General features: G+C 41.0%; 17 protein-coding genes, 4 tRNA genes, 1 pseudogene and 1 riboswitch. Of the genes and pseudogenes, 13 read left to right on the top strand and 9 right to left on the bottom strand.

Features of this window, described 5'->3' with window-relative positions; all coding sequences use genetic code 11:
- The first annotated feature begins 35 nt into the window (after positions 1-35).
- Positions 36-126, top strand: a riboswitch (TPP riboswitch).
- A gap of 33 nt (positions 127-159) precedes the next feature.
- Genes thiB through bioB form a run of 4 tightly spaced genes read left to right on the top strand, consistent with a single transcriptional unit; the run spans position 160 to position 4,418 of the window.
- On the top strand, positions 160-1,158 hold the full coding sequence (gene thiB, locus BKK48_RS06345) for a thiamine ABC transporter substrate binding subunit (RefSeq protein WP_077427298.1): 999 nt from the start codon (positions 160-162) through the stop codon (positions 1,156-1,158).
- Between the two features lie 11 nt (positions 1,159-1,169).
- On the top strand, positions 1,170-2,774 hold the full coding sequence (gene thiP, locus BKK48_RS06340) for a thiamine/thiamine pyrophosphate ABC transporter permease ThiP (RefSeq protein ID WP_077427297.1): 1,605 nt from the start codon (positions 1,170-1,172) through the stop codon (positions 2,772-2,774).
- Complete coding sequence (thiQ, locus tag BKK48_RS06335) at positions 2,767-3,396, top strand: thiamine ABC transporter ATP-binding protein (RefSeq protein ID WP_077427296.1); 630 nt, start codon at positions 2,767-2,769, stop codon at positions 3,394-3,396. The genes thiP and thiQ overlap by 8 nt, the downstream gene beginning before the upstream one ends.
- 8 nt (positions 3,397-3,404) lie before the next feature.
- Entirely contained in the window at positions 3,405-4,418 is a 1,014-nt protein-coding gene (bioB, locus tag BKK48_RS06330; protein WP_077427295.1) for a biotin synthase BioB, read from the top strand.
- 44 nt (positions 4,419-4,462) lie between these two features.
- Here bioB and putP read toward each other — a convergent pair whose 3' ends face one another.
- The 5 genes from putP to BKK48_RS06305 all read right to left on the bottom strand — a co-directional run bounded on the left by putP (position 4,463) and on the right by BKK48_RS06305 (position 12,369).
- Entirely contained in the window at positions 4,463-5,953 is a 1,491-nt protein-coding gene (putP, locus tag BKK48_RS06325) for a sodium/proline symporter PutP (protein WP_077427294.1), read from the bottom strand.
- A gap of 225 nt (positions 5,954-6,178) precedes the next feature.
- Positions 6,179-9,631, bottom strand: coding sequence for a bifunctional proline dehydrogenase/L-glutamate gamma-semialdehyde dehydrogenase PutA (gene putA, locus BKK48_RS06320; protein ID WP_077427293.1), 3,453 nt, complete (start codon positions 9,629-9,631; stop codon positions 6,179-6,181).
- A gap of 172 nt (positions 9,632-9,803) precedes the next feature.
- Positions 9,804-10,127 (bottom strand): thioredoxin TrxA, encoded by a 324-nt coding sequence (gene trxA / locus BKK48_RS06315; protein WP_077427292.1) that lies wholly within the window; start codon positions 10,125-10,127, stop codon positions 9,804-9,806.
- 119 nt (positions 10,128-10,246) lie between these two features.
- Positions 10,247-11,242: a 2-hydroxyacid dehydrogenase gene (locus tag BKK48_RS06310; RefSeq protein ID WP_077427291.1), complete on the bottom strand. Its 996-nt coding sequence runs from the start codon at positions 11,240-11,242 to the stop codon at positions 10,247-10,249.
- A 14-nt stretch (positions 11,243-11,256) separates the two neighbouring features.
- Positions 11,257-12,369 (bottom strand): methionine biosynthesis PLP-dependent protein, encoded by a 1,113-nt coding sequence (locus BKK48_RS06305; RefSeq protein ID WP_077427359.1) that lies wholly within the window; start codon positions 12,367-12,369, stop codon positions 11,257-11,259.
- 251 nt (positions 12,370-12,620) lie between these two features.
- Here BKK48_RS06305 and BKK48_RS06300 point away from each other — a divergent pair.
- The 4 genes from BKK48_RS06300 (at position 12,621) to BKK48_RS06285 (ending at position 13,012) form a co-directional block, all read left to right on the top strand.
- Positions 12,621-12,696 (top strand) — tRNA-Gly (locus tag BKK48_RS06300).
- Between the two features lie 6 nt (positions 12,697-12,702).
- Positions 12,703-12,776 (top strand) — tRNA-Cys (locus tag BKK48_RS06295).
- Between the two features lie 24 nt (positions 12,777-12,800).
- Positions 12,801-12,887, top strand: a tRNA-Leu gene (locus BKK48_RS06290).
- 49 nt (positions 12,888-12,936) lie between these two features.
- Positions 12,937-13,012: transfer RNA gene (locus BKK48_RS06285), tRNA-Lys, on the top strand.
- Between the two features lie 488 nt (positions 13,013-13,500).
- On the opposite strand, the gene BKK48_RS09890 is transcribed toward BKK48_RS06285, so the two are convergent.
- The 4 genes and pseudogenes from BKK48_RS09890 to BKK48_RS10150 form a co-directional block, all read right to left on the bottom strand.
- The gene (locus tag BKK48_RS09890) at positions 13,501-13,659 is read right to left on the bottom strand and encodes a hypothetical protein (RefSeq protein WP_208604181.1); all 159 of its coding nucleotides are present in this window, start codon (positions 13,657-13,659) and stop codon (positions 13,501-13,503) included.
- 38 nt (positions 13,660-13,697) lie between these two features.
- On the bottom strand, positions 13,698-13,874 hold the full coding sequence (locus tag BKK48_RS09940; RefSeq protein ID WP_158074352.1) for a hypothetical protein: 177 nt from the start codon (positions 13,872-13,874) through the stop codon (positions 13,698-13,700).
- Positions 13,867-14,403: a methylated-DNA--[protein]-cysteine S-methyltransferase gene (locus BKK48_RS10155; protein ID WP_341860657.1), complete on the bottom strand. Its 537-nt coding sequence runs from the start codon at positions 14,401-14,403 to the stop codon at positions 13,867-13,869. Before BKK48_RS10155 ends, BKK48_RS09940 begins: the two co-directional genes overlap by 8 nt.
- Positions 14,392-14,601, bottom strand: a pseudogene (locus tag BKK48_RS10150) (helix-turn-helix domain-containing protein); the annotation flags it as partial. The gene BKK48_RS10155 and the pseudogene BKK48_RS10150, both read right to left, overlap by 12 nt.
- Positions 14,602-14,966: 365 nt before the next feature.
- Here BKK48_RS10150 and BKK48_RS10025 point away from each other — a divergent pair.
- The 5 genes from BKK48_RS10025 to torD all read left to right on the top strand — a co-directional run bounded on the left by BKK48_RS10025 (position 14,967) and on the right by torD (position 19,737).
- Positions 14,967-15,224: a hypothetical protein gene (locus BKK48_RS10025; RefSeq protein WP_077427289.1), complete on the top strand. Its 258-nt coding sequence runs from the start codon at positions 14,967-14,969 to the stop codon at positions 15,222-15,224.
- Between the two features lie 103 nt (positions 15,225-15,327).
- On the top strand, positions 15,328-15,486 hold the full coding sequence (locus BKK48_RS06265) for a nitrate/trimethylamine N-oxide reductase NapE/TorE (protein ID WP_077427358.1): 159 nt from the start codon (positions 15,328-15,330) through the stop codon (positions 15,484-15,486).
- A 27-nt stretch (positions 15,487-15,513) separates the two neighbouring features.
- Positions 15,514-16,689 (top strand): pentaheme c-type cytochrome TorC, encoded by a 1,176-nt coding sequence (gene torC, locus BKK48_RS06260; RefSeq protein ID WP_077427288.1) that lies wholly within the window; start codon positions 15,514-15,516, stop codon positions 16,687-16,689.
- Between the two features lie 11 nt (positions 16,690-16,700).
- On the top strand, positions 16,701-19,157 hold the full coding sequence (gene torA, locus BKK48_RS06255; RefSeq protein ID WP_077427287.1) for a trimethylamine-N-oxide reductase TorA: 2,457 nt from the start codon (positions 16,701-16,703) through the stop codon (positions 19,155-19,157).
- The gene (gene torD / locus BKK48_RS06250) at positions 19,105-19,737 is read left to right on the top strand and encodes a molecular chaperone TorD (protein WP_244154876.1); all 633 of its coding nucleotides are present in this window, start codon (positions 19,105-19,107) and stop codon (positions 19,735-19,737) included. The genes torA and torD overlap by 53 nt, the downstream gene beginning before the upstream one ends.
- The last annotated feature ends 331 nt before the right edge of the window (positions 19,738-20,068 follow it).

Raw genomic sequence — 20,068 nt, 5'->3', positions numbered from 1 at the left:
TGCTTGTACATTATCACAAGTTTATATAGACTTTCGCCCATTAGTCGGGGTGCCTATCATTGGCTGAGAGATACCCGTGAACCTGAAACAGATAATGCTGGCGTAGGAAACTAATTCTTTTTCATTAGGCTGTTTCGCATTTTTTATAAGGACAGCACAATGAAAAAAACTTTCCTCATTTCAACCGCACTTTTTATTGCCTCGAATGTTTCCGCTCAAACCCAACCACCCTTAACGGTTTATACTTATGACTCTTTCAGTGCCGATTGGAGCGCAGGGCCAAAAGTAAAAGCGGGTTTTGAAAAACAATTTCCCCAATGCCAACTCAATTATGTGGCCTTTGATAATAACGGGACATTATTTAACCGTGTTCGCTTAGATGGGAAAAAAATTAAAGCAGACATTGTATTAGGCTTAGATCAACATCAAATTGATGAAGCCAAAAAGTTGGCAATATTTGAACCCCACCAAGTGGATCTTAATAAATTAGCATTACCTATCCAATGGGATGACCGCACTTTCTTGCCTTTCGATTTCGCCCAATATGCCTTTATTTATGATAAAAATAAGTTAACGCATCCTCCAAAAAGCCTTAAAGAGTTAGTGGCGCGTAAAGAGCTAAAAATCCTTTATCAAGACCCTCGCACCAGCAGTATCGGACGAGGTTTATTACTTTGGATGAATGCGGTTTACCCACAGGCTGAAATAGCCAACGCTTGGCAAACGCTCTCTGAGCATACCGTCACAGTGACGAAAGGTTGGACGGAAGCCTATGGCGCATTTTTGAAAGGAGAGGGGGATCTCGTGTTAAGTACCAATACCTCGCCAATTTATCATCTACTTTCCGAACAAAAAGATCATTACATGGCAACGGATTTCACCGAAGGTGGGGTACTACAAGTGGAAGTGGCTGCGAAAGTGGCCAATCGTCATCATGCTTGTGCGGATCTTTTCTTAGATTATTTACTTTCACCTGAAGCACAAGCGAATATCGCCAAAAATAATGTGATGTTGCCGGTAATTAATAGCCCGGTTGAAACGCATATTGATGCCTTAAAACAACATACCTTGAATACGGTTGTGTTGGATACCTCCGCAGTGAGTAGTGCTCAACTAAAACTTTGGATCAACCAGTGGCAAAAGGCACTGGCTAAATAGTTTTTGAAATGATGTCGCTATTTTCTCATCCGCATTTTCGTCTTCATCATGCTTTGGGCGGAAGTGCGGTCATTTTTTTTATTGTTTTACTTTATGCCACCTCTCTTTATGAAATTTTTTCGGTCGGCAGTGAGTATTCATGGGAAGATTTCAAACAAGACGACTATTTACATCAGGTTATTGCCTTTAGTTTCGGGCAGGCTTTTTTATCAGCAGTGCTTTCCCTTTTTATCGGCTTGTTATTTGGGCGAGCCTTTTTTTATCAACGCTTTCCCGGGAAAGCTTTTATTCAACGTTTATTTTCTCTAACCTTTGTATTACCCTCATTACTTGTTATTTTTGGCTTACTCGGGATTTATGGCACGGCAGGTTGGTTCAGTCGTTTTATTCATTGGTTGGGAATAGATTGGAACCCTACCATTTATGGTTTAACAGGTATCCTTATTGCGCATCTCTTTTTTAATATCCCTCTTGCCGCAAGAATGACGCAGCAAGGATTACAGGCTATCCCCTCAGAACAACATCGTCTTGCGGCACAATTAAATATTCGGGGTTGGCAATTTTTTCGCTTAATTGAACTCCCTTATTTGAAAAGCCAACTATTGCCTGCCTTGGTGTTAATTTTTATGTTGTGTTTCACCAGTTTCGCTATTGTGCTTGCTCTTGGGGGCGGGCCACAAAATAGCACGTTGGAAGTGGCTATTTACCAAGCGATTTTCTTTGAGTTTGATTTACCCAAAGCGGCGTTATTTGCTTTAATTCAATTTGTATGCTGTTTTGTCTTATTTGCTCTTTCTCAATTTTTCGCTAAAACACCAGAAACCTTGGTTACCCAACAAACGATCTGGTTTACGCCACCCTCAAGTGCGGTCAAAATTTTCCATATTTTTATTTTGATTTTCGTTTGTTTATTTATTTTTATGCCCTTAATTCATATTGTGGTGGAGGGGCTAACCGCCTCTGAATGGCTAAGTGTTTGGCAAGATCCGCAATTATGGAAAGCGTTGGTTTATTCCCTTTCTATGGCACCCACCTCCGGAGTATTTGCCATCGTTTTTTCTTTCTTCTTACTTTTGCTTTCCCGCCAACTCCAGTGGCTTCATTTTCCTATGCTTGCCACACTCATTCAAACCGGAGGAATGATGATACTCGCCATTCCGACCTTAATTCTCACCGTAGGGTTATTTTTATTTTTACAAAATACGGATTTGACACCGCTACATTTATTTGGGATGGTCGTGTTATGTAATGCACTGAGTGCAATGCCCTTTGTGATGCGTATTTTAAATATCCCTATGACACACACACTGCAATATTATGAGAAATTATGTTTATCCCTTGGAATAAAAGGTTGGCAACGTTTTAAACTCATCGAATATCCTTTGCTTAAAGCCCCGCTAAAATATGCTTTTGCTTTAGCAACGACACTTTCCCTTGGGGATTTTACCGCGATTGCATTATTTGGGCGGCCTGATTTTACTTCTTTACCGCATTTGCTTTATCAACAAATCGGACAATATCGAAGCCAAGAGGCGGCTGTTACCGCATTGATTTTACTGAGTTTATGCATTGGACTTTTCTTATTGATTGAACGTAATAAGGTGAAAGATGATTAAATTAAAACAGGTTATATTTAATTATCAATCCATGCCCATGAGGTTTGATTTACATATTCATGCGCAGGAAAAAATTGCCATTGTCGGCGAAAGTGGTGCAGGTAAAAGCACATTATTAAATCTTATTGCTGGCTTTGATTATGCCAATGGTGGTGAAATTTATTTAAATGGTAAAAATCATACCCATAGCGCCCCTGATAAGCGACCGGTTTCGATGTTATTTCAAGAAAATAATTTATTTACCCATTTGACAGTAGAAGAAAATCTTGCATTGGGATTAAAACCGAATTTATCTTTATCGGCTGAGGAAAAATCCCGTGTAGAGCAAGTAGCGATTGCTGTGAATTTACAGGATTTTTTGGCAAGAAAACCCACCGCACTTTCCGGCGGGCAAAAACAGCGTGTGGCATTGGCACGTTGTTTATTGCGTGATAAACCCATTTTATTATTAGATGAACCTTTCTCCGCCCTTGATCCGCAATTACGCATGGAAATGTTGAAGTTGATTGACAGATTATGTGATGAAAAGCAGCTAACCATGCTACTTGTTACCCATCAACCCCAAGAGTTAGAGGGGCATATTGATCGCACTATCAGAGTTCACCAAGGAAGAAATATATAGGAAAAAGTATGACAAACACGCAATTCATTCAATTAAATCAGCCCACCCCACATCCTAGTGTGGAATATTGGTCGGTTTGTCGGGTTGAGGCATTATTTGACATGCCATTTTTGGACTTAATTTACCGGGCAGCACAAGTTCATCGTGAGCATTTTAATCCGCAAGCCATTCAACTTTCGACATTAATGTCGATAAAAACCGGCGGGTGTCCGGAGGATTGTGGTTATTGTCCACAATCAGCCCGCTATCAAACCGGTGTGCAAAACCAACAATTATTAGAGATTGAGGAAATTGTTGAAAAAGCCAAAATTGCAAAATCCCGCGGTGCGGCTCGTTTTTGTATGGGGGCAGCATGGCGGGGGCCGAAACCGAAAGATATGGAAAAAGTGACAGCTATCATTAAAGCGGTGAAAGCACTGGGGCTGGAAACTTGCGGTACTTTTGGACTATTGCAAGAGGGCATGGCAGAAGCGCTTAAAGAAGCAGGATTAGATTATTACAATCATAATCTTGATACGGCTCCGGAACATTACCAACAGGTCATTGGAACACGCCGTTTTGATGATCGATTAAGCACCCTAGGAAAAGTGCGAAAGTCGGGGTTAAAAGTGTGTTGTGGTGGCATTGTCGGTATGAATGAAACACGCAAAGAACGGGCGGGATTAATTGCAAGCCTTGCAAATTTAGATCCTCAACCTGAATCGGTGCCGATAAACCAATTGGTGAAAGTGGAAGGCACACCGCTTGAACAGGCTCTTGATCTTGATTGGACGGAATTTGTGCGTACGATTGCCGTTGCCCGTATTACCATGCCAAAAAGTTATGTGCGTTTGTCGGCAGGTCGCCAAGGAATGAGCGAAGAAATGCAAGCCCTGTGCTTTATGGCAGGCGCCAATTCTATTTTTTATGGTGACAAATTATTGGTCACGGATAATCCTGAAGAAGATGGTGATCAACGCCTTATGGCAAAACTTGATCTTGAACCGGAAACAGAAGAAAACCGCAGACCTTTGAAGAAGTAGAAAGGGAAAAGTGCGGTCAAAACTCACCGCACTTTTTTCTTGAGCTATTTTCTTGCTTCAAACTCCGCCAGTGCTTCATCAAATTGCTCTGCCACCAGAGGGTGAACCGGGGCAAAGATTGACGAGGTGAGCGTAATAAATGAACAGACTAAGAAACCGGGGATAATCTCATAGAGTTTAGATAAATCTTCCCAACCTAAGAATGTCATTAATGGGCTCCAGATGACGACTGTAATCGCTCCGGATAACATTCCCCACAAAGCGGCTTTAGAACTGATATTTCGGTTAAAAAGTGAGAGAATGACAACCGGCCCGAATGCCGCACCAAAACCTGCCCAAGCATAGGAAACTAACCCCATCACTTTTGAGTTAGGATCTTGGGCGATCACAATAGCGACAACGGAAATCACCAATACCATTAAACGTCCAACCCAGACAAGCTCTTTACTGGAGGCATTTTTACGGAAGAAGCCTTTATAGAAATCTTCGGTGATCGCAGCAGAACACATTAATAATTGAGCAGAAAGGGTACTCATCACTGCGGCTAAAATTGCCGATAACACAATGCCCACAATCCATGGATTGAACATCACTTTTGAAAGCTCAATAAAGACTGCTTCTGCATTGTCAAGCGGCATTGCTTGGTGGGTAAAATAGGCTAAACCGAAATAACCTACAGCGACTGCGCCACCTAAACAAAGTAGCATCCAGCTGATCCCGATAGTGCGGGCTTTATTGAGTGCTTGAACCGAATCTGCCGCCATGAAACGGGCTAAGATATGAGGTTGCCCGAAGTAGCCTAATCCCCAGGCGAGGGCAGAAATGACACCAATGCCTGAAACATTATGGAGCCAGTTGTTATAAGGAATATGGGTGGTTTCCGATTTTATGGCTAATGCCATATTGATCTCTTCCCAACTGATATTGACTAATACCATGACCGGTGCAAGGAGGAGAGCAAAAATCATTAAGGTCGCCTGAATGGTATCACTCCAAGACACCGCCAAATAGCCACCGATAAAGGTGTAGGCGATGGTGGCTAATGCTCCCAGCCAAAGAGATGTGGAATAATCTAGCCCTAATAAACTTTGGAAGAGTTTTGCCCCAGCCACGACACCTGAAGCACAGTAAATGGTGAAGAAGAATAAAATAATTGAGGACGAGATAATTTTTAAGGCTTTTTTCTGGCGAGGAAAGCGTTGGGCAAAAAATTCAGGTAAGGTAAGGGCATTACTGTATTTTTCCGTGAAAATGCGCAAACGACCTGCCACGATTTTATAGTTCAGAAAAGCGCCGACAGTCAATCCTACGGCGATCCAAGCTTCAGAAAGACCGGAAAGGAAAATCGCCCCGGGTAAGCCCATTAAAAGCCAGCCCGACATATCGGAAGCCCCCGCAGACATGGCCGTGACAAAACTGCCCATTTTACGACCACCGAGAATATAGTCGTCAAAATTTTGGGTGGAACGATAGGCATATAGCCCAATGCCCAAAATAATCAATAAATATAAGCCAAACGTAATGTAAATTTGCATAACTTTACTCCTTAAATATTCAGCCTTCTTTTCCCGCATCATTGACGGTGGGAAGGCTTGCTAAATTGAAAAATGTTGCATATAGGAATGAATTTCCTCATGCAAGAATAAGAAGATTGCCTCCTTGTTTTTTTAGAATGAATAAAAAGGGTTTGTCTGTGTTGTGTATGTTTATAGGTCGGAAGCTGAGGCGAAGATTTCCTCAGCCTTCCTATCTTTTTATTTTTAATGTTCTTCTGAAGCCATTAATGAGGTATTGCCTCCCGCAGCTGTGGTGTTATAACTACGAGAAAACTCATTATAGAGCATTAAGATATCCTGTTCTGTACGCCAGTCAAAACATTTAAAAATCCCTTGGCTATTTTCGGCAAGCCACAGGCGACGGGCGGGCTCAAGGGCCGCCAAATAGATGCCTTTTTGGCAATGTCCTAGTTTGCTATCAACACGAAGACCTGGTTTTTGCGCTTTCGCCAGTGGGTGGCTTGGTTCAACTAAAACGCTGAAACCGGCCGCTAATAATTTATCTGCCGCCGCTTGAGCGGAGCTGAAATCCCCATTGAGAATCGCCACTTCACAAGGTAGATAAGCGAGGCTGTTATGCTCTCCGGTAATACTTTCTAATACCGGTTTGGTTTGTGCCAGGCTGTGTTCATCACCGAATTGGCTGTAATAGCGAGGTGTGCGGGTTAAACGTTGGAGATAGAATTCACCGCCGGCTTTTGGCCCGGTACCGGATAAGCCATGCCCTCCAAATGGTTGAACCCCTACCACTGCACCGACAATATTGCGGTTAATGTAGAAGTTACCGCAGTTAAGGTGTTTTTCAACCAAGTTCATTTGTTTGCGAATACGGGTATGGCAACCCCCGGTCAGTGCATAACCTTTTTCATTGATATGGTTTAAGGTTTCCACTAAATCCTCTTTGCGATAGCGAATAATATGAAGAATTGGGCCGAAAACTTCCCGTTGGATTTGTTCAAGGTTATCCAACAGATAAACAGACGGGGCGACGAAATGTCCGTTTTCCGGTATGCTCAATTCAGTATAGGCGCGTGCAATTTTACGCATATTGGCTTGGTGATAGCGTAAATTTTGTTTAGCCTCTTCATCAATAACAGGGCCAATATCGGTTTCCAGTAGTCGAGGATCGCCCACGGTTAATTCTTTCATTGCCTCAGTAATCATTCGGTAGTATTGATCTGCGATTTCCTCTTGTAAGAGTAAAATACGAAGGGCGGAGCAACGCTGACCGGCAGAGTCAAAGGCTGAACTTAAAACATCGGCTGCCACTTGTTCCGGAAGGGCGGAGGTATCCACCACTAACACATTTTGTCCGCCTGTTTCTGCAATTAAAATCGGATCGTTATCCGCAAGGGCTAAGCGTTTTTCAATCAATTTCGCTACTTCCGTCGAACCGGTAAAGACCACCCCATCAAAAGGCTGTTGGACGAGCGCTGCCCCCAGATCGCCTGCGCCCAAGACAAGCTGTAAGGTATCTTTCGGCACACCTGCTTGGTGCATAAGCTTTATTGCAGCATAAGCGATAAGCGAGGTTTGTTCGGCAGGTTTGGCAATCACCGCATTGCCAGCTGCCAAAGAGGCGGCAATTTGTCCGGTGAAAATAGCCAGTGGGAAATTCCAAGGGGAAATACAAAGTATCTTACCACGAGCTTCGCCAAGTTGATGATGCGCAGCGAGATGTTCGAGTTGGTTGGCATAATAGCGGAGAAAATCAACGGCTTCACGGAGTTCTGCAATGGCATTTGGCAAGGTTTTTCCTGCCTCCATCATCGCCAGTTTCATTAATAATCCATGGTTTTCTTCATAAAGATCGGCGGCACGGCGTAAAATATCGGCTTTTTTGACCGCACTTTGGCTATGCCAATGTTGATTGCTTGCCACATTAAACACTTCTTGTGACTGCGTTATATCTAAGAATTGAACCTCTGCCACCACTTCATTTAATTTTGCAGGATTGTGTACTTGATGAGGCATTTGTTGGGCAAGATGAGGTAATGCGGTCAATGAAGTCGCATTTTCTATTTGCGCTTCATTTAATGCCTGCTCCAGTTTTTCTAATTCCAATTCATTGGTTAAATCAAAGCCGGCAGAATTACGGCGATCGTGAAAAAGCGCAAGCGGATTGCGTATTAATTTATTGGGTTCGCCATTAGATTGCAAATACCGTTTCCAAGGTAACTGAACCAATTCAGAAACAGGGATATTTTCATCCACTAATTGGTGCACAAAGGAAGAATTTGCGCCGTTTTCAAGTAGGCGGCGAACAAGGTAAGCCAACAAGGTTTCGTGAGTACCGACTGGGGCATAGACACGCACTTGGCGGTCGAAATTGTCTTTACCGATAATATTATCGTAAAGGCTTTCACCCATACCATGTAAGCATTGGAATTCAAATTCCTTGCCTTGTCCCATTTCATAAATGGTACACATTGTCAGCACATTATGCGTGGCAAATTGAGGATAGATCACATCCTGTGCGGCTAATAATTTTTTCGCACAAGCCACATAGGCAATGTCGGTATGATTTTTACGGGTATAAAGCGGGAAATCGGCTAAACCGTCGGTTTGTGCCCATTTGATTTCACTGTCCCAATAAGCCCCTTTGACTAAGCGGATCATTAAATACCCCTGTTTTTCACGGGCGAGATCGATTAAATAATCCAGCACATAAGGGCAACGCTTGGAATAGGCTTGTACCACAAAACCAATCCCTTTGTAGCCTTTGAGTTCAGGTTCATCCAATAATTTTTCCACCAAATCTAAGGAGAGTTCTAAGCGATTGGATTCCTCCGCATCAATATTCACACTGATATTGTATTTTTGAGCGAGTAAAAAAAGCTGTTTGATGCGTGGATAAAGCTCATTCATTGTGCGGTCATATTTGGCACGATGATATTTGGGGTGAATAGCGGAAAGTTTCACTGAAACACTGTTGCCGTTATAGATTGTACGACCCTTGGCATTTTTGCCCACTTCTTCAATTGCATGGAGATAATCGTTGAAATAACGCTCGGCATCAGAGGCAGTCATTGCGGCTTCACCGAGCATATCAAAGGAAAAGGTAAAGCCTTTGTTATAGCGGGGTTGGGTATGTTTCAGGGCTTCCGGCATATTCACGCCGGCAACGAATTGTTTGCCCATCACTTGCATGGATTTCACCATCACTTGGCGTATAACCGGGGCTGCAAAACGGGAGAATAAATGATTTAAACGATGGGTGAGTTGTTCTTCAGTGAGGTTTTCACTGATTTTTTTACCAAACAGCAAACCATAACTGGCCGCATTGATAAAGAAGGATTTGGCATTGCCAAGATGAGATTGCCAATTGCCGTCTTTTAATTTTTCGTAAATCAGCTCATCACGGGTTTTCGCATCAGGAATTCGTAACAGGGCTTCAGCCAAACACATCAAGGCAACGCCTTCTTCAGAGCTTAAAGAAAATTCTTCCATTAACGCATCGGCGCCATATTGTTTTTGTTTGATATGACGCAGCTTATTGATGAGTGTGGTGGCATTGTCGGTAATACGTTTTTCTTGCTCTGCGGTGAAATCAAGGGTTGCCATTAATCGGTCAACGGCAGTTTTTTCATCAAGGCGTGTGTGTTTAGTAATTGCTCGGCGTTTTGGGCTATAGGTTTTTGAAAGTGAAATAGACATTAACCACCTCTTTTTTGTTACGAGATTGTTAAGGAAGGTAAGTCTATTTGTGTAAAAAGTAAACGAGATTTTTTTGGATTTGTGAGTCATATCACAAAACAGAGAAGAAAATGAGAAAGCGGAGGAAAGAAAAATCCTCTTATTTGGCGTAAATAAGAGGATTTGATGAAGATTAAAGATATTGATTAATGAAGTTAGCTAATTGACCTTTTGGCAATGCCCCCACTTGGGTGGCCACCACTTCACCATTTTTTACTAAAAGTAGGGTAGGGATACTGCGTACACCGAATTGACCGGCAACAAGTTGATTGTCATCCACATTAATTTTGACAATTTTGGCTTTGCCTGCAAATTCCGGTGCAAGTTCATCCAATACCGGTGCAATCATTTTGCAAGGACCGCACCAAGGTGCCCAAAAATCCACTAAGACAGGGATATCAGAACGGAGTACATCTGCTTCAAATGTTGCGTCGGTTGTGTGTAATACTTGGCTCATTTTTTATTTCCTTTGTGTGTGAATAATGCCCTTATGTGAGGGCATTTTGTTAAATTACAAGTGCGGTCAGAATAGCACGAGTTTTTTTAAATTACAGTTATTAATTTAATTATCAAAAGCTAAGAGGGCAAAACCAAATTGGCACAAGGCTTACCGGATTGTAGATGGTACACATTGGCAAGAGTGATATCGGCAATATTGGTTAATGCTTCCTCGGTTAAAAAGGCTTGATGCCCGGTAAGGAGTACATTATGGCACGAAGAAAGACGGCGGAATACATCGTCTAAAATCACTTCATTTGATTTGTCTTCGAAAAATAAATCTCGTTCATTTTCATAAACATCCATACCCAATGCGCCAATTTTACGTTGTTTGAGCGCATCAATGGCGGCCAGCGTATCAATGAGAGATCCTCGGCTTGTGTTGATGATCATCACGCCATCTTTCATCTTCGCAAAGGCTTCTCGGTTGAGTAAGTGATAGTTTTCCGGGGTCGCCGGGCAATGGAGCGTGATAACATGGCTTTTGGCGTAAAGCTCATCAAGCTCTACATATTTCGCTCCAAGTTCCTCAGCAACAGGGGTTTTAAAAGGATCATAGGCAAGAATATTCATACCAAATCCTTTTAAAATACGCATCGTAGCAAGGCCGATTTTTCCTGTTCCAACCACACCCACCGTACGGCCATGCATATTAAAGCCGATTAAGCCTTCTAAGGAAAAATTGGCCTCACGAGTACGTTGATAAGCACGATGAATACGGCGATTAAGCGTCATCATTAAGCCCACTGTATGTTCAGCCACCGCCTCTGGTGAATAAGCGGGTACACGAACCACTTGAATACCCAGGGATTGTGCGGCTTTTAAATCAACATTATTGAAACCGGCACAGCGTAAAGCGACAATTTTCACCCCGAGAGCCGCTAATTTTTCTAAGACTTTTCGGCTGCCGTCATCATTGACGAAAATACAAACAGCCTCACAATGTTCGGCTAACCGTGCAGTACTCTCATTTAGCATAAAATCAAAAAATTCAAGGTCAAAACCGTATTTGGCATTAATTAATTCAAAGTACTTACGGTCATAACTTTTTGTGCTGTAAACGGCAATTTTCATATTTTCTCCGAGAATTATTTTAAATGGGCAAAGGCTTGGAGCAAGTCTGCTTTGATATCTTCCACATCTTCAATCCCCACAGAAAAACGAAGTAAGGTATTGGTAATACCGCGTGCAATACGTTCGGTTTCCGGAATATCCATATGGGTTTGTGTTGCCGGATAAGTGATAAAACTTTCGGTTCCGCCCAAACTTTCGGCAAAGGTGATGAGTTTAATAGATTTCAAAAAGGTGTTAACCCACGTTTCATCCTTCAGGCGGAAAGAGAGCATTCCTCCTTTGTTTGGATAAAGCACTGAGTCCACTTGTGGCTGAGCTTGTAAAAATTCCGCAATCGCTTTTGCATTGTCTTGATGACGTTTCATTCGCAGAGAAAGGGTTTTCATTCCACGAATCGTTAGCCACGAATCAAAAGGAGAAAGCACCGCACCGGCACCGTTTTGAATATAAGCAATACGTTCACAAAGCGCTTGTCCTTTTGCCACAATCAATCCCACCAAGGCATCATTATGGCCTGCAATGTATTTTGTTCCACTGTGGATCACAATATCAGCCCCTAAATCTAATGGACGTGAGAGCACCGGTGTTAAAAAGGTGTTATCCACAATCAACATTAGCTGATGTTTTTTGGCGAGTTTGGCAATTTCCGCCACATCACATTCTTCCATAAGTGGGTTAGAGGGGGTTTCAATAAAAATAGCTTTAGTATGAGGGGTAATGGCTGCTTCGATTTCTTTTATTGAAGCGGTGTTAACATAAACCGGTTTAACACTGTTATTGTTTTTATAAGCAAAATCTAAAAGACGATAGGTTCCACCATAGACATCACTGGAAACAATCCACTCATCCGGTGCGCTGAAAAGTGTCATTAATACTTGAATCGCCGCCATACCGGATGAAAATGCAAAGCCCTGATCGCCGTTTTCTAATTGTGCGATCGTTTCTTCTAATACGCTACGAGTAGGGTTTTTGGTGCGGGTATAATCAAAACCGGTGCTTTCACCAATACCATGGTGACCATAGGCTGTGGAAAGAAAAATTGGGGTGGAAACCGCACCCGTGCGCTCGTCACTGCGATTTCCCGCTTGAGCGAGTAGGGTATCAATTGCATATTGTGGTGTTGTCATAATATCCTCGAAAATAATGAAAAAAGTGACCGCACTTTTTCTTAAAAAATCACCAAAGCATTTTGGCACAAAGCCTAAAGTGATAAAAGAAGAAATTGAAAAATAACCCCTAAATTCACTTTTTATTCTCATTATTTTGAGACGAAGAATTTAAAGGAAATGCATTTTTTTTAAACGCTTGAGATTTTTTTTTAAATCGGCAATTGACAGATTTTCAAATTTATATAAAATGCGCACCACTAACAACGAATGCGGGAATAGCTCAGTTGGTAGAGCACGACCTTGCCAAGGTCGGGGTCGCGAGTTCGAGCCTCGTTTCCCGCTCCAATTCACGGCGTGTTAGCAAAGCGGTTATGCACTGGATTGCAAATCCATGTAGCTCGGTTCGACTCCGGGACACGCCTCCATAATACGTTGTCAGTTAGTGTTTTGCCCGAGTGGTGGAATCGGTAGACACAAGGGATTTAAAATCCCTCGCCTTTCGAGGCGTGCCAGTTCAAGTCTGGCTTCGGGCACCATTTTATAAAATCTTAATTTTATAAAAACTCCTTTAAAAATCCTATATTTGGGTCGTTAGCTCAGTCGGTAGAGCAGCGGACTTTTAATCCGTTGGTCGAAGGTTCGAATCCTTCACGACCCACCATCACTCTCATTTTAATCTCAATCCGGTAACAAAAGCCTAATACTAATACTCCTTAGCGTTTTAACTTTTATCGTTAGGGGGGATTATGGACTTGTCTTCTTTTTTAAAAAACTTATCTCTTTCTTTTGTTCAGCGCAAAAGTCATGATTTTTTCTTCATTAAACATGGGATTAAAAACAGTGGGCAATCCCATGACGACCCAAATAATGGGTATGCCAATCCCAAAACATTGCCAATGTTTTTAGATTTCAACTTTCTTTCGCTTATCTCTTTTTAATGCCGCGATTATTTGGTTTTTCCTAATACTCAATTTGCGATTTGCCGACTAATCAATTCAAATCTAATCGGTATAATGCGCCACATCAAGCCAACAAGGCAGGGTAAGAAAAGGGCAAAACTGTTTGCAAATTCACTTGCAGATTTGTTTACCTCTTAGGGGGAGCAAACCTAAGGTTCAAAAAAGTTGCTTTTTTTGACCGCACTTTTGGTTATTTGCCTTGTTGTTTTTGATAACTTGCACTGAGTAAATCAAGAAAATTGACAACGGCTTGGCGTTCTTCCACAGCACATTTTTCCTTGATGAGTTCGGTGATGGTTATGGTGCAAAACCATTCATCCAAATCAGCTTGTAATGTGGCCAAATCCATATAAATTTTCTTCCTAAAAGCCATTTGTCTTGCTGTGGTTATTTTTTTCTAAAAATAATAGCGACATCATTCCTCCATTCAATGTTATGTAGCAATTTTTGATAATAGATTTCGGCAGTTTTGCGCTCAAAAATAATGCCGTAATTATTGACGATACCGTCATAAGGTAGTAAGTTGGCATTGGGTTCAAGTTCAAATAGATTCAAATTATTCATGATATCCCTCTTGATCTGTTTGTTCTTTGGCTAATAACATTATTTTTCTTCCTCGCCCCCAACGATACTCTCCAATTATACCGTTTTCACGAATGACTCGATGAGATGGGATCAGCACTGCAATGGGATTTTTCCCGACTGCACTTCCTACCGCACGTTGAGCGTTATTATGTTGGATTTGTTCGGCAATATGACGATAAGAACTAAATTCTCCAACAGGAATACGTAATAATGCTTGCCATACCTTCAACTGAAATGGTGAACCTTTAATGTGTAATTTAAGACCTTGAGGTGTATCAGAGAAAAATACCATTGCTTTTTGTTGTAATGGATGAATTTGTGCCACAAATCGAGCATTAGGATAAATGGCTTTTAATTCACCAAGACTTTTTTCTCGTTCGTCGACAAAACTCATTGAACAAACTCCTTTTTCTGTATTTGCGACTAAAAACTCACCCAAAGGACTATCAAAAAATGAATAATAAATTGTTAGGTTTTCTCCACCGTTTTTGTATTCAAAAGGTGTCATCCCTTCGATTTTTATAAATAAATCATGTAATCGTCCCGTACCGCTTAAACCGGTTTCCAGTGCTGTTTGTTGAAGATTTTTTTGATTAAATAAGTGTTTTTTGGCTAGCTCCACATTTAAGTATGAAAGCATTTGTTTTGGACTTAACCCTGTATATTGTGTAAATATTTTTTGAAAATACTCAGGGCTAAGATGTGCTTGACGAGCAACCTATTCTAAGTTCGGTTGTTGTTTAGCATCATCATATAAATATTCAATAGCTATTTGAATTCGTTGATATTGTTGTTCTTTAATCATAAGAGTTATGAGTCTATTAAAAACAATGTTATCGGAGTATAGAAATTTTTATTGACTAAATTGACCCGATTCTTGTGTTTTAATTGACAATAGCAAGTTGAAGTTCTGGAAATCTAGCAAATTGAATCAATGAATCTGGCGTATTTCCTAGTTCAACAATAAATTCATGTGCTGGAGTTCTTTGCAGCTCGTTTTTAATTATTAGATCGATTAATGTAGATAGTTGCTCATTCAATACTTTTTATAGGTTATGATCATTTTTCTAAATGACACACCCAGAAAGCCAAAAGGTTAAGGGAATCCCTAACGGGATTAAGGGTAATGCTATAAAGGTAACCTTTCCCAAGGGAAAGGTCTTATCTGAAAAGGCCAAAAGGCTTTTTCTAAAAGGTTTTAAACAATATGTAAATTTAGGAATAGTGGAATGTTATATAAATAAAGGGAGGCGCCTGTATAGCTTCATTGAGGGGAGGGAAGCTCTTGAAAATATTATTCTATCTGGTGAATTTTTTCATGATCATTAATATGTTATAAACATAAATTACATATAAATTGATCTATATCTAAGCATGAATAGTTAATTTCATTTATTATTACACGGTTTATTTTTTATGCATGTGGGGTTTTATGGAACATCTAAACACGACTTCCCTCTCTTCAGAAATCGGAAAATTACTTTTGTTACTTTTTGTTATTTTACCTTTGGGGATGACAATTTTTATTGGGGCTTATGGCTTTGTAGTCTGGCTTCTACAAATGTTTGTTATCGGTTTACCTGGGGTGTAAGTTTTAATTTTATTTGGAGAGAAAATAATGAAGAATAAACTCAAGGCTTTTTTTCTAAAGCCGGCTAATCGTATTGGGATGGGCGTATTGGTAACGCTCGGATTTATCGCCGGTGCCATCAGTTGGCAACAGTTTAATAATGTGATGGATGCCACAAGCACAGAGGAATTTTGTGTAAGTTGTCATTCTATGCAGGCACCTCTTGAAGAATTAAAGCAAACCGTCCATTGGAAAAACAATAGTGGTGTGAAAGCTACTTGCTCTGATTGCCACCTTCCCCATGATAAAACGGACAAATTTGCACGAAAAATGCAAGCAAGTCGAGAAGTCTTTGCTGAGCTAACCGGCAAATACAAAGATGAAGGGGCATTTGAACAACACCGTTTAGAAATGGCTGAGCGTGAATGGGCACGCTTTGCAGCAAATGGTTCTAAGGAATGTAAAGCTTGCCATAGTTATGAAAAGATGGATTTCGATAAAATGTCGAAAGCCGCTCAAAAAGCCATGAGACCAGCAGCAGAGCGTAATCAAAGCTGTTTAGATTGTCACAAAGGGATCGCTCATCATCTTCCAGCGAAAAAAGAAAGCGGAGAGAAAAGCTCGAAATTTGATTCCCTAGTTATTAATAAACTGACGCCGGCACAAACCTATTATGCGAAAGGCAATGTTCCGTTATTTAGTGATGAAGCATTAAGCCAAGAAATTGGTTATCTTGAAACGGCTGTCCCGGTGAATGTACTAAAATCCACTGCAAAAGGCGATCAAGTCGAATTGGCTATGTGGCGTAAAAATAAAGGTTTTGGCCGTATTTGGTATAACCAATTTGCGAAAAATATTACTGATGCCGTGTTAACTAAAGAATTTATGCAATCCGAACCGCACTTTGAGGTGTTAGAAACGAAAGAAGATCCGCTTACAGGCTTAGAATGGCAAAAAGTGAAATTGGCGGTGTGGATTGCGCCAAATCAGTTAATTAGCAATATTAATGCGGTTTGGGAAAGTGCTGAGAATACCTATAAAACACAATGTAGTACTTGTCATAGACAGCCTCAAGTTTCACATTTTGATTCGAATACCTGGATTGGTTTGTTTAAAGGAATGGTAGGATTTACTAATATTGATGAGCAAACCGGTAAAGAAGTATTGCGTTATTTACAATTGCATTCTTCAGATTTTGACACCCAACACCACGATGCGAAATAGGAGATTTTAGTATGCAAACTCGTCGTCAATTTTTAAAAAATATGTCGCTTATGGGTGCAGTCTGTGCCATGCCAAACTGGCTTGTGGCGAAAACAGCAGAAAATGAAGATATCACTCAATGGAAAATCACCGGCTCTCACTGGGGGGCGATTCGTGCCAAAGTGGAAAATGGTCGAGTAGTGGATGTTAAGCCTTTTGAATTAGATAAATACCCTACTGAAATGATCAAAGGTATCAAAGGGTTAATTTACAGTGAAGCCCGTATCCGCTATCCAATGGTGCGCTTAGATTGGCTGAAAAACCGAGAAAAAAGTGACCGCACTTCTCGAGGTGATAATCGTTTTGTTCGTGTTACATGGGATGAAGCGTTGGATTTCTTCTATGAAGAACTTGAGCGTATTCAACAAAACTATGGGCCGTGGGCATTGCACACGGGGAATGTCGGTTGGCGTTCCACGGGGCAATTCCATAGTTGTGGAAATCACATGATTCGTGCTGTAAGTATGCATGGGAATAGTGTCAGTACCGCAGGTGATTATTCAACCGGAGCAGGGCAAACTATTTTGCCTTATGTGTTAGGCTCTACTGAAGTGTATTCTCAAGGTACGTCTTGGGAAATCATCTTAAAAGAAAGTGAAAATATCATCTTTTGGGCAAGTGATCCGGTGAAAAACCTACAAGTGGGTTGGAACTGTGAAACCCACGAAGCCTACGCCTATTTGGAACAGCTTAAGGAAAAAGTGGCGAATAAGCAAATCAATGTTATCAGCATTGATCCGGTTAAAAGTAAAACGCAAAATTATTTAAATTGCGAAAGCCAATATATTAACCCTCAAACCGATGTGCCGTTTATGTTGGCATTGGCGTATGAGCTTTACACACAAAACTTATACGATAAAAAATTTATTGATACTTACACGATTGGCTTTGAAAAATTTCTCCCTTACCTTTTAGGAGAAACGGAAGATAAAGTGGCGAAAACGCCTGAATGGGCGGCAGAAATTTGTGGCGTTAGTGCAGCGCGTATTCGTGAATTTGCTAAAATGCTCGCTGGTAAGCGTACACAGCTCATCTTTGGTTGGGCTATTCAACGTCAGCAACATGGCGAACAACCTTACTGGATGGGCGCCGTGCTTGCCTCGATGCTCGGGCAAATCGGTTTACCGGGTGGGGGGATCAGTTATGCTCACCATTATAGCTCAATCGGTGTACCTGAATCAGGGGCGGCCATGCCTGGGGCGTTCCCATTAAATTTAGATGAAGATCAAAAACCGAAATATGATAATACTGATTACAAAGGGTATAGCTCAGTGTTACCTTGTGCTCGTGTGACGGATTCTTTATTACAACCGGGTGAAACCATTAATTATAATGGTAATAAAGTAGTGTACGCCCCCTATAAAATGGCTATTTTCACCGGTTGTAACCACTGGCATCGACACTCCGATCGCAACAAAATGAAAAAAGCTTTCCGTGAATTAGAAACGATCGTATCTATCAACTATAGTTGGACAGCAACCTGTCGTTTCTCAGATATTGTATTACCGGCTTGTACCCCATTTGAGCGGAATGATATCGATGCTTACGGCTCATACAGCAATCGAGGGGTGATTGCGATGCAGAAATTAGTGGATCCCCTTTATCAATCTCGTCCTGATTTTGAAATTTTCAAAGAACTTTGTCGCCGTTTTGGCAAAGAAAAAGAATATTGTCGCAATATGGATGAAATGGAATGGGTTCGTAGCCTCTATGAAGATTGCCGGAAAGAGAATCAAGGTAAATTTGATATGCCGGCATTTGATGAGTTTTGGAAAAAAGGTTATGTGCTTTTCCCAGAAGGTAAACCTTGGGTTCGTCATGCTGATTTTAGGGAAGATCCGGAACTTCATGCACTGGGCACACCATCCGGCTTTATCGAAATTTACAGTAATAAAATTGCCTCTTTTGGTTATGAAGATTGTAAAGGGCATCCAATGTGGTTTGAAAAAGCAGAGCGTTCACACGGTGGGCCAAAATCAAATCAGTTTGCATTTTGGTTACAGTCTGCTCACCCGGATAAACGTTTACATTCACAGCTTTGCGAATCGAAAGATTTGCGTGAAACCTACAGTATTCAAGGACGTGAGCCACTCTTTATGAATCCACTGGATGCACAAAGACTCGGTATTCAACATGGGGATTTGGTTCGCGTTTTCAATGATCGTGGTCAGGCTTTAGTGGGGGCTTGCTTATCTGAAAACTTCCCAAGTGGTGTAGTTCGTTTGCAAGAAGGTGCATGGTATTCACCGGAAAGTGCAGAAATTGGAGCGATAGATACTTATGGTGACCCAAATACCATGACATTGGATATTGGTAGTTCAATGCTGGCTCAAGCGGTTTCAGCCAATACTTGCTTAGTGAATGTCGAAAAATTCCATGGAGAGGCGCCAAAACCGAATGGCTTCACCGGAGCAATTGAAAGTGCTTGATTTAAGCAAGGAAGAAAGACAATTTATTTATCAATGGTTCGGCTCACTACTCAGTAGTGAGCTGACCGATGAACAAATCGCCCATTACCAAGCGGGAGATTTTGACAGTCTTTTTCAGTTTTTAGCGGAATTAGGCTTTCATCGGCAAATTGATGAAATGAAAACCGCACTTCGTCCACAACCTCATTTGAGGCTAGAACTGGCGGCAGATTTTGCTCATTGTTTTTTATTGGAAGGGGCATTAAGTGCGATTCCTTATTTATCCGCTTATTTGGAAGGGAAAGCATTAGAGAATGCCTTGAAAGAAGTCGATGACTGGATGGAGCATTACCGTTTAACAGTTAATCGGTCGCATTATAATGAACCAAGCGATCATATCAGTATTCTTATAAGCATTTTAATCAAATTGATTGAAAGTCGCTCTTACCAAGATCAACAACAGTTTGCACAAAACGTATTATTAAGTTGGCTTCCTCAGTTTGCAGAAAAAACAAGAAAACCACAGCTAAAAACAAGGTTTTATCCTGTTTTAGTTGAATTGTTGGTTGACTTTCTCAAAAAGGATTTTCAAACAGGATAGATTAAACCCACTGGTAAAAGTTTCCTCACATTAAGATTTCAATGTGAGGGAGTTTTAACTCTCTCCCCCTTATTTTCCCCCTAGATACAATATATGTTCACCTATTACAAGCACAAAAAGACACTCGTAAGACGTTGTTTATATAAGGCTGTTAATTTGAGGCATTGTTCATTTTTTGATAGAATCCACTTTCTTTTTTGGGGAAACAGACTTTAATTTTTATTGAATGTTTCCGTCAAAATCCTACTTTTATGTGCTCTCTACAGAATGGTTCCAAGAGTTCTTTTTTGCCTTATGGCAATATTTTAATAAATCAGGTTTTTTTATTTTA

The sequence above is a fragment of the Rodentibacter heidelbergensis genome (assembly GCF_002000125.1).
GTDB lineage: Bacteria > Pseudomonadota > Gammaproteobacteria > Enterobacterales > Pasteurellaceae > Rodentibacter > Rodentibacter heidelbergensis.
Note: the sequence above shows the minus strand (reverse complement) of the source record. Positions and strands in the feature narration are given on the sequence as shown.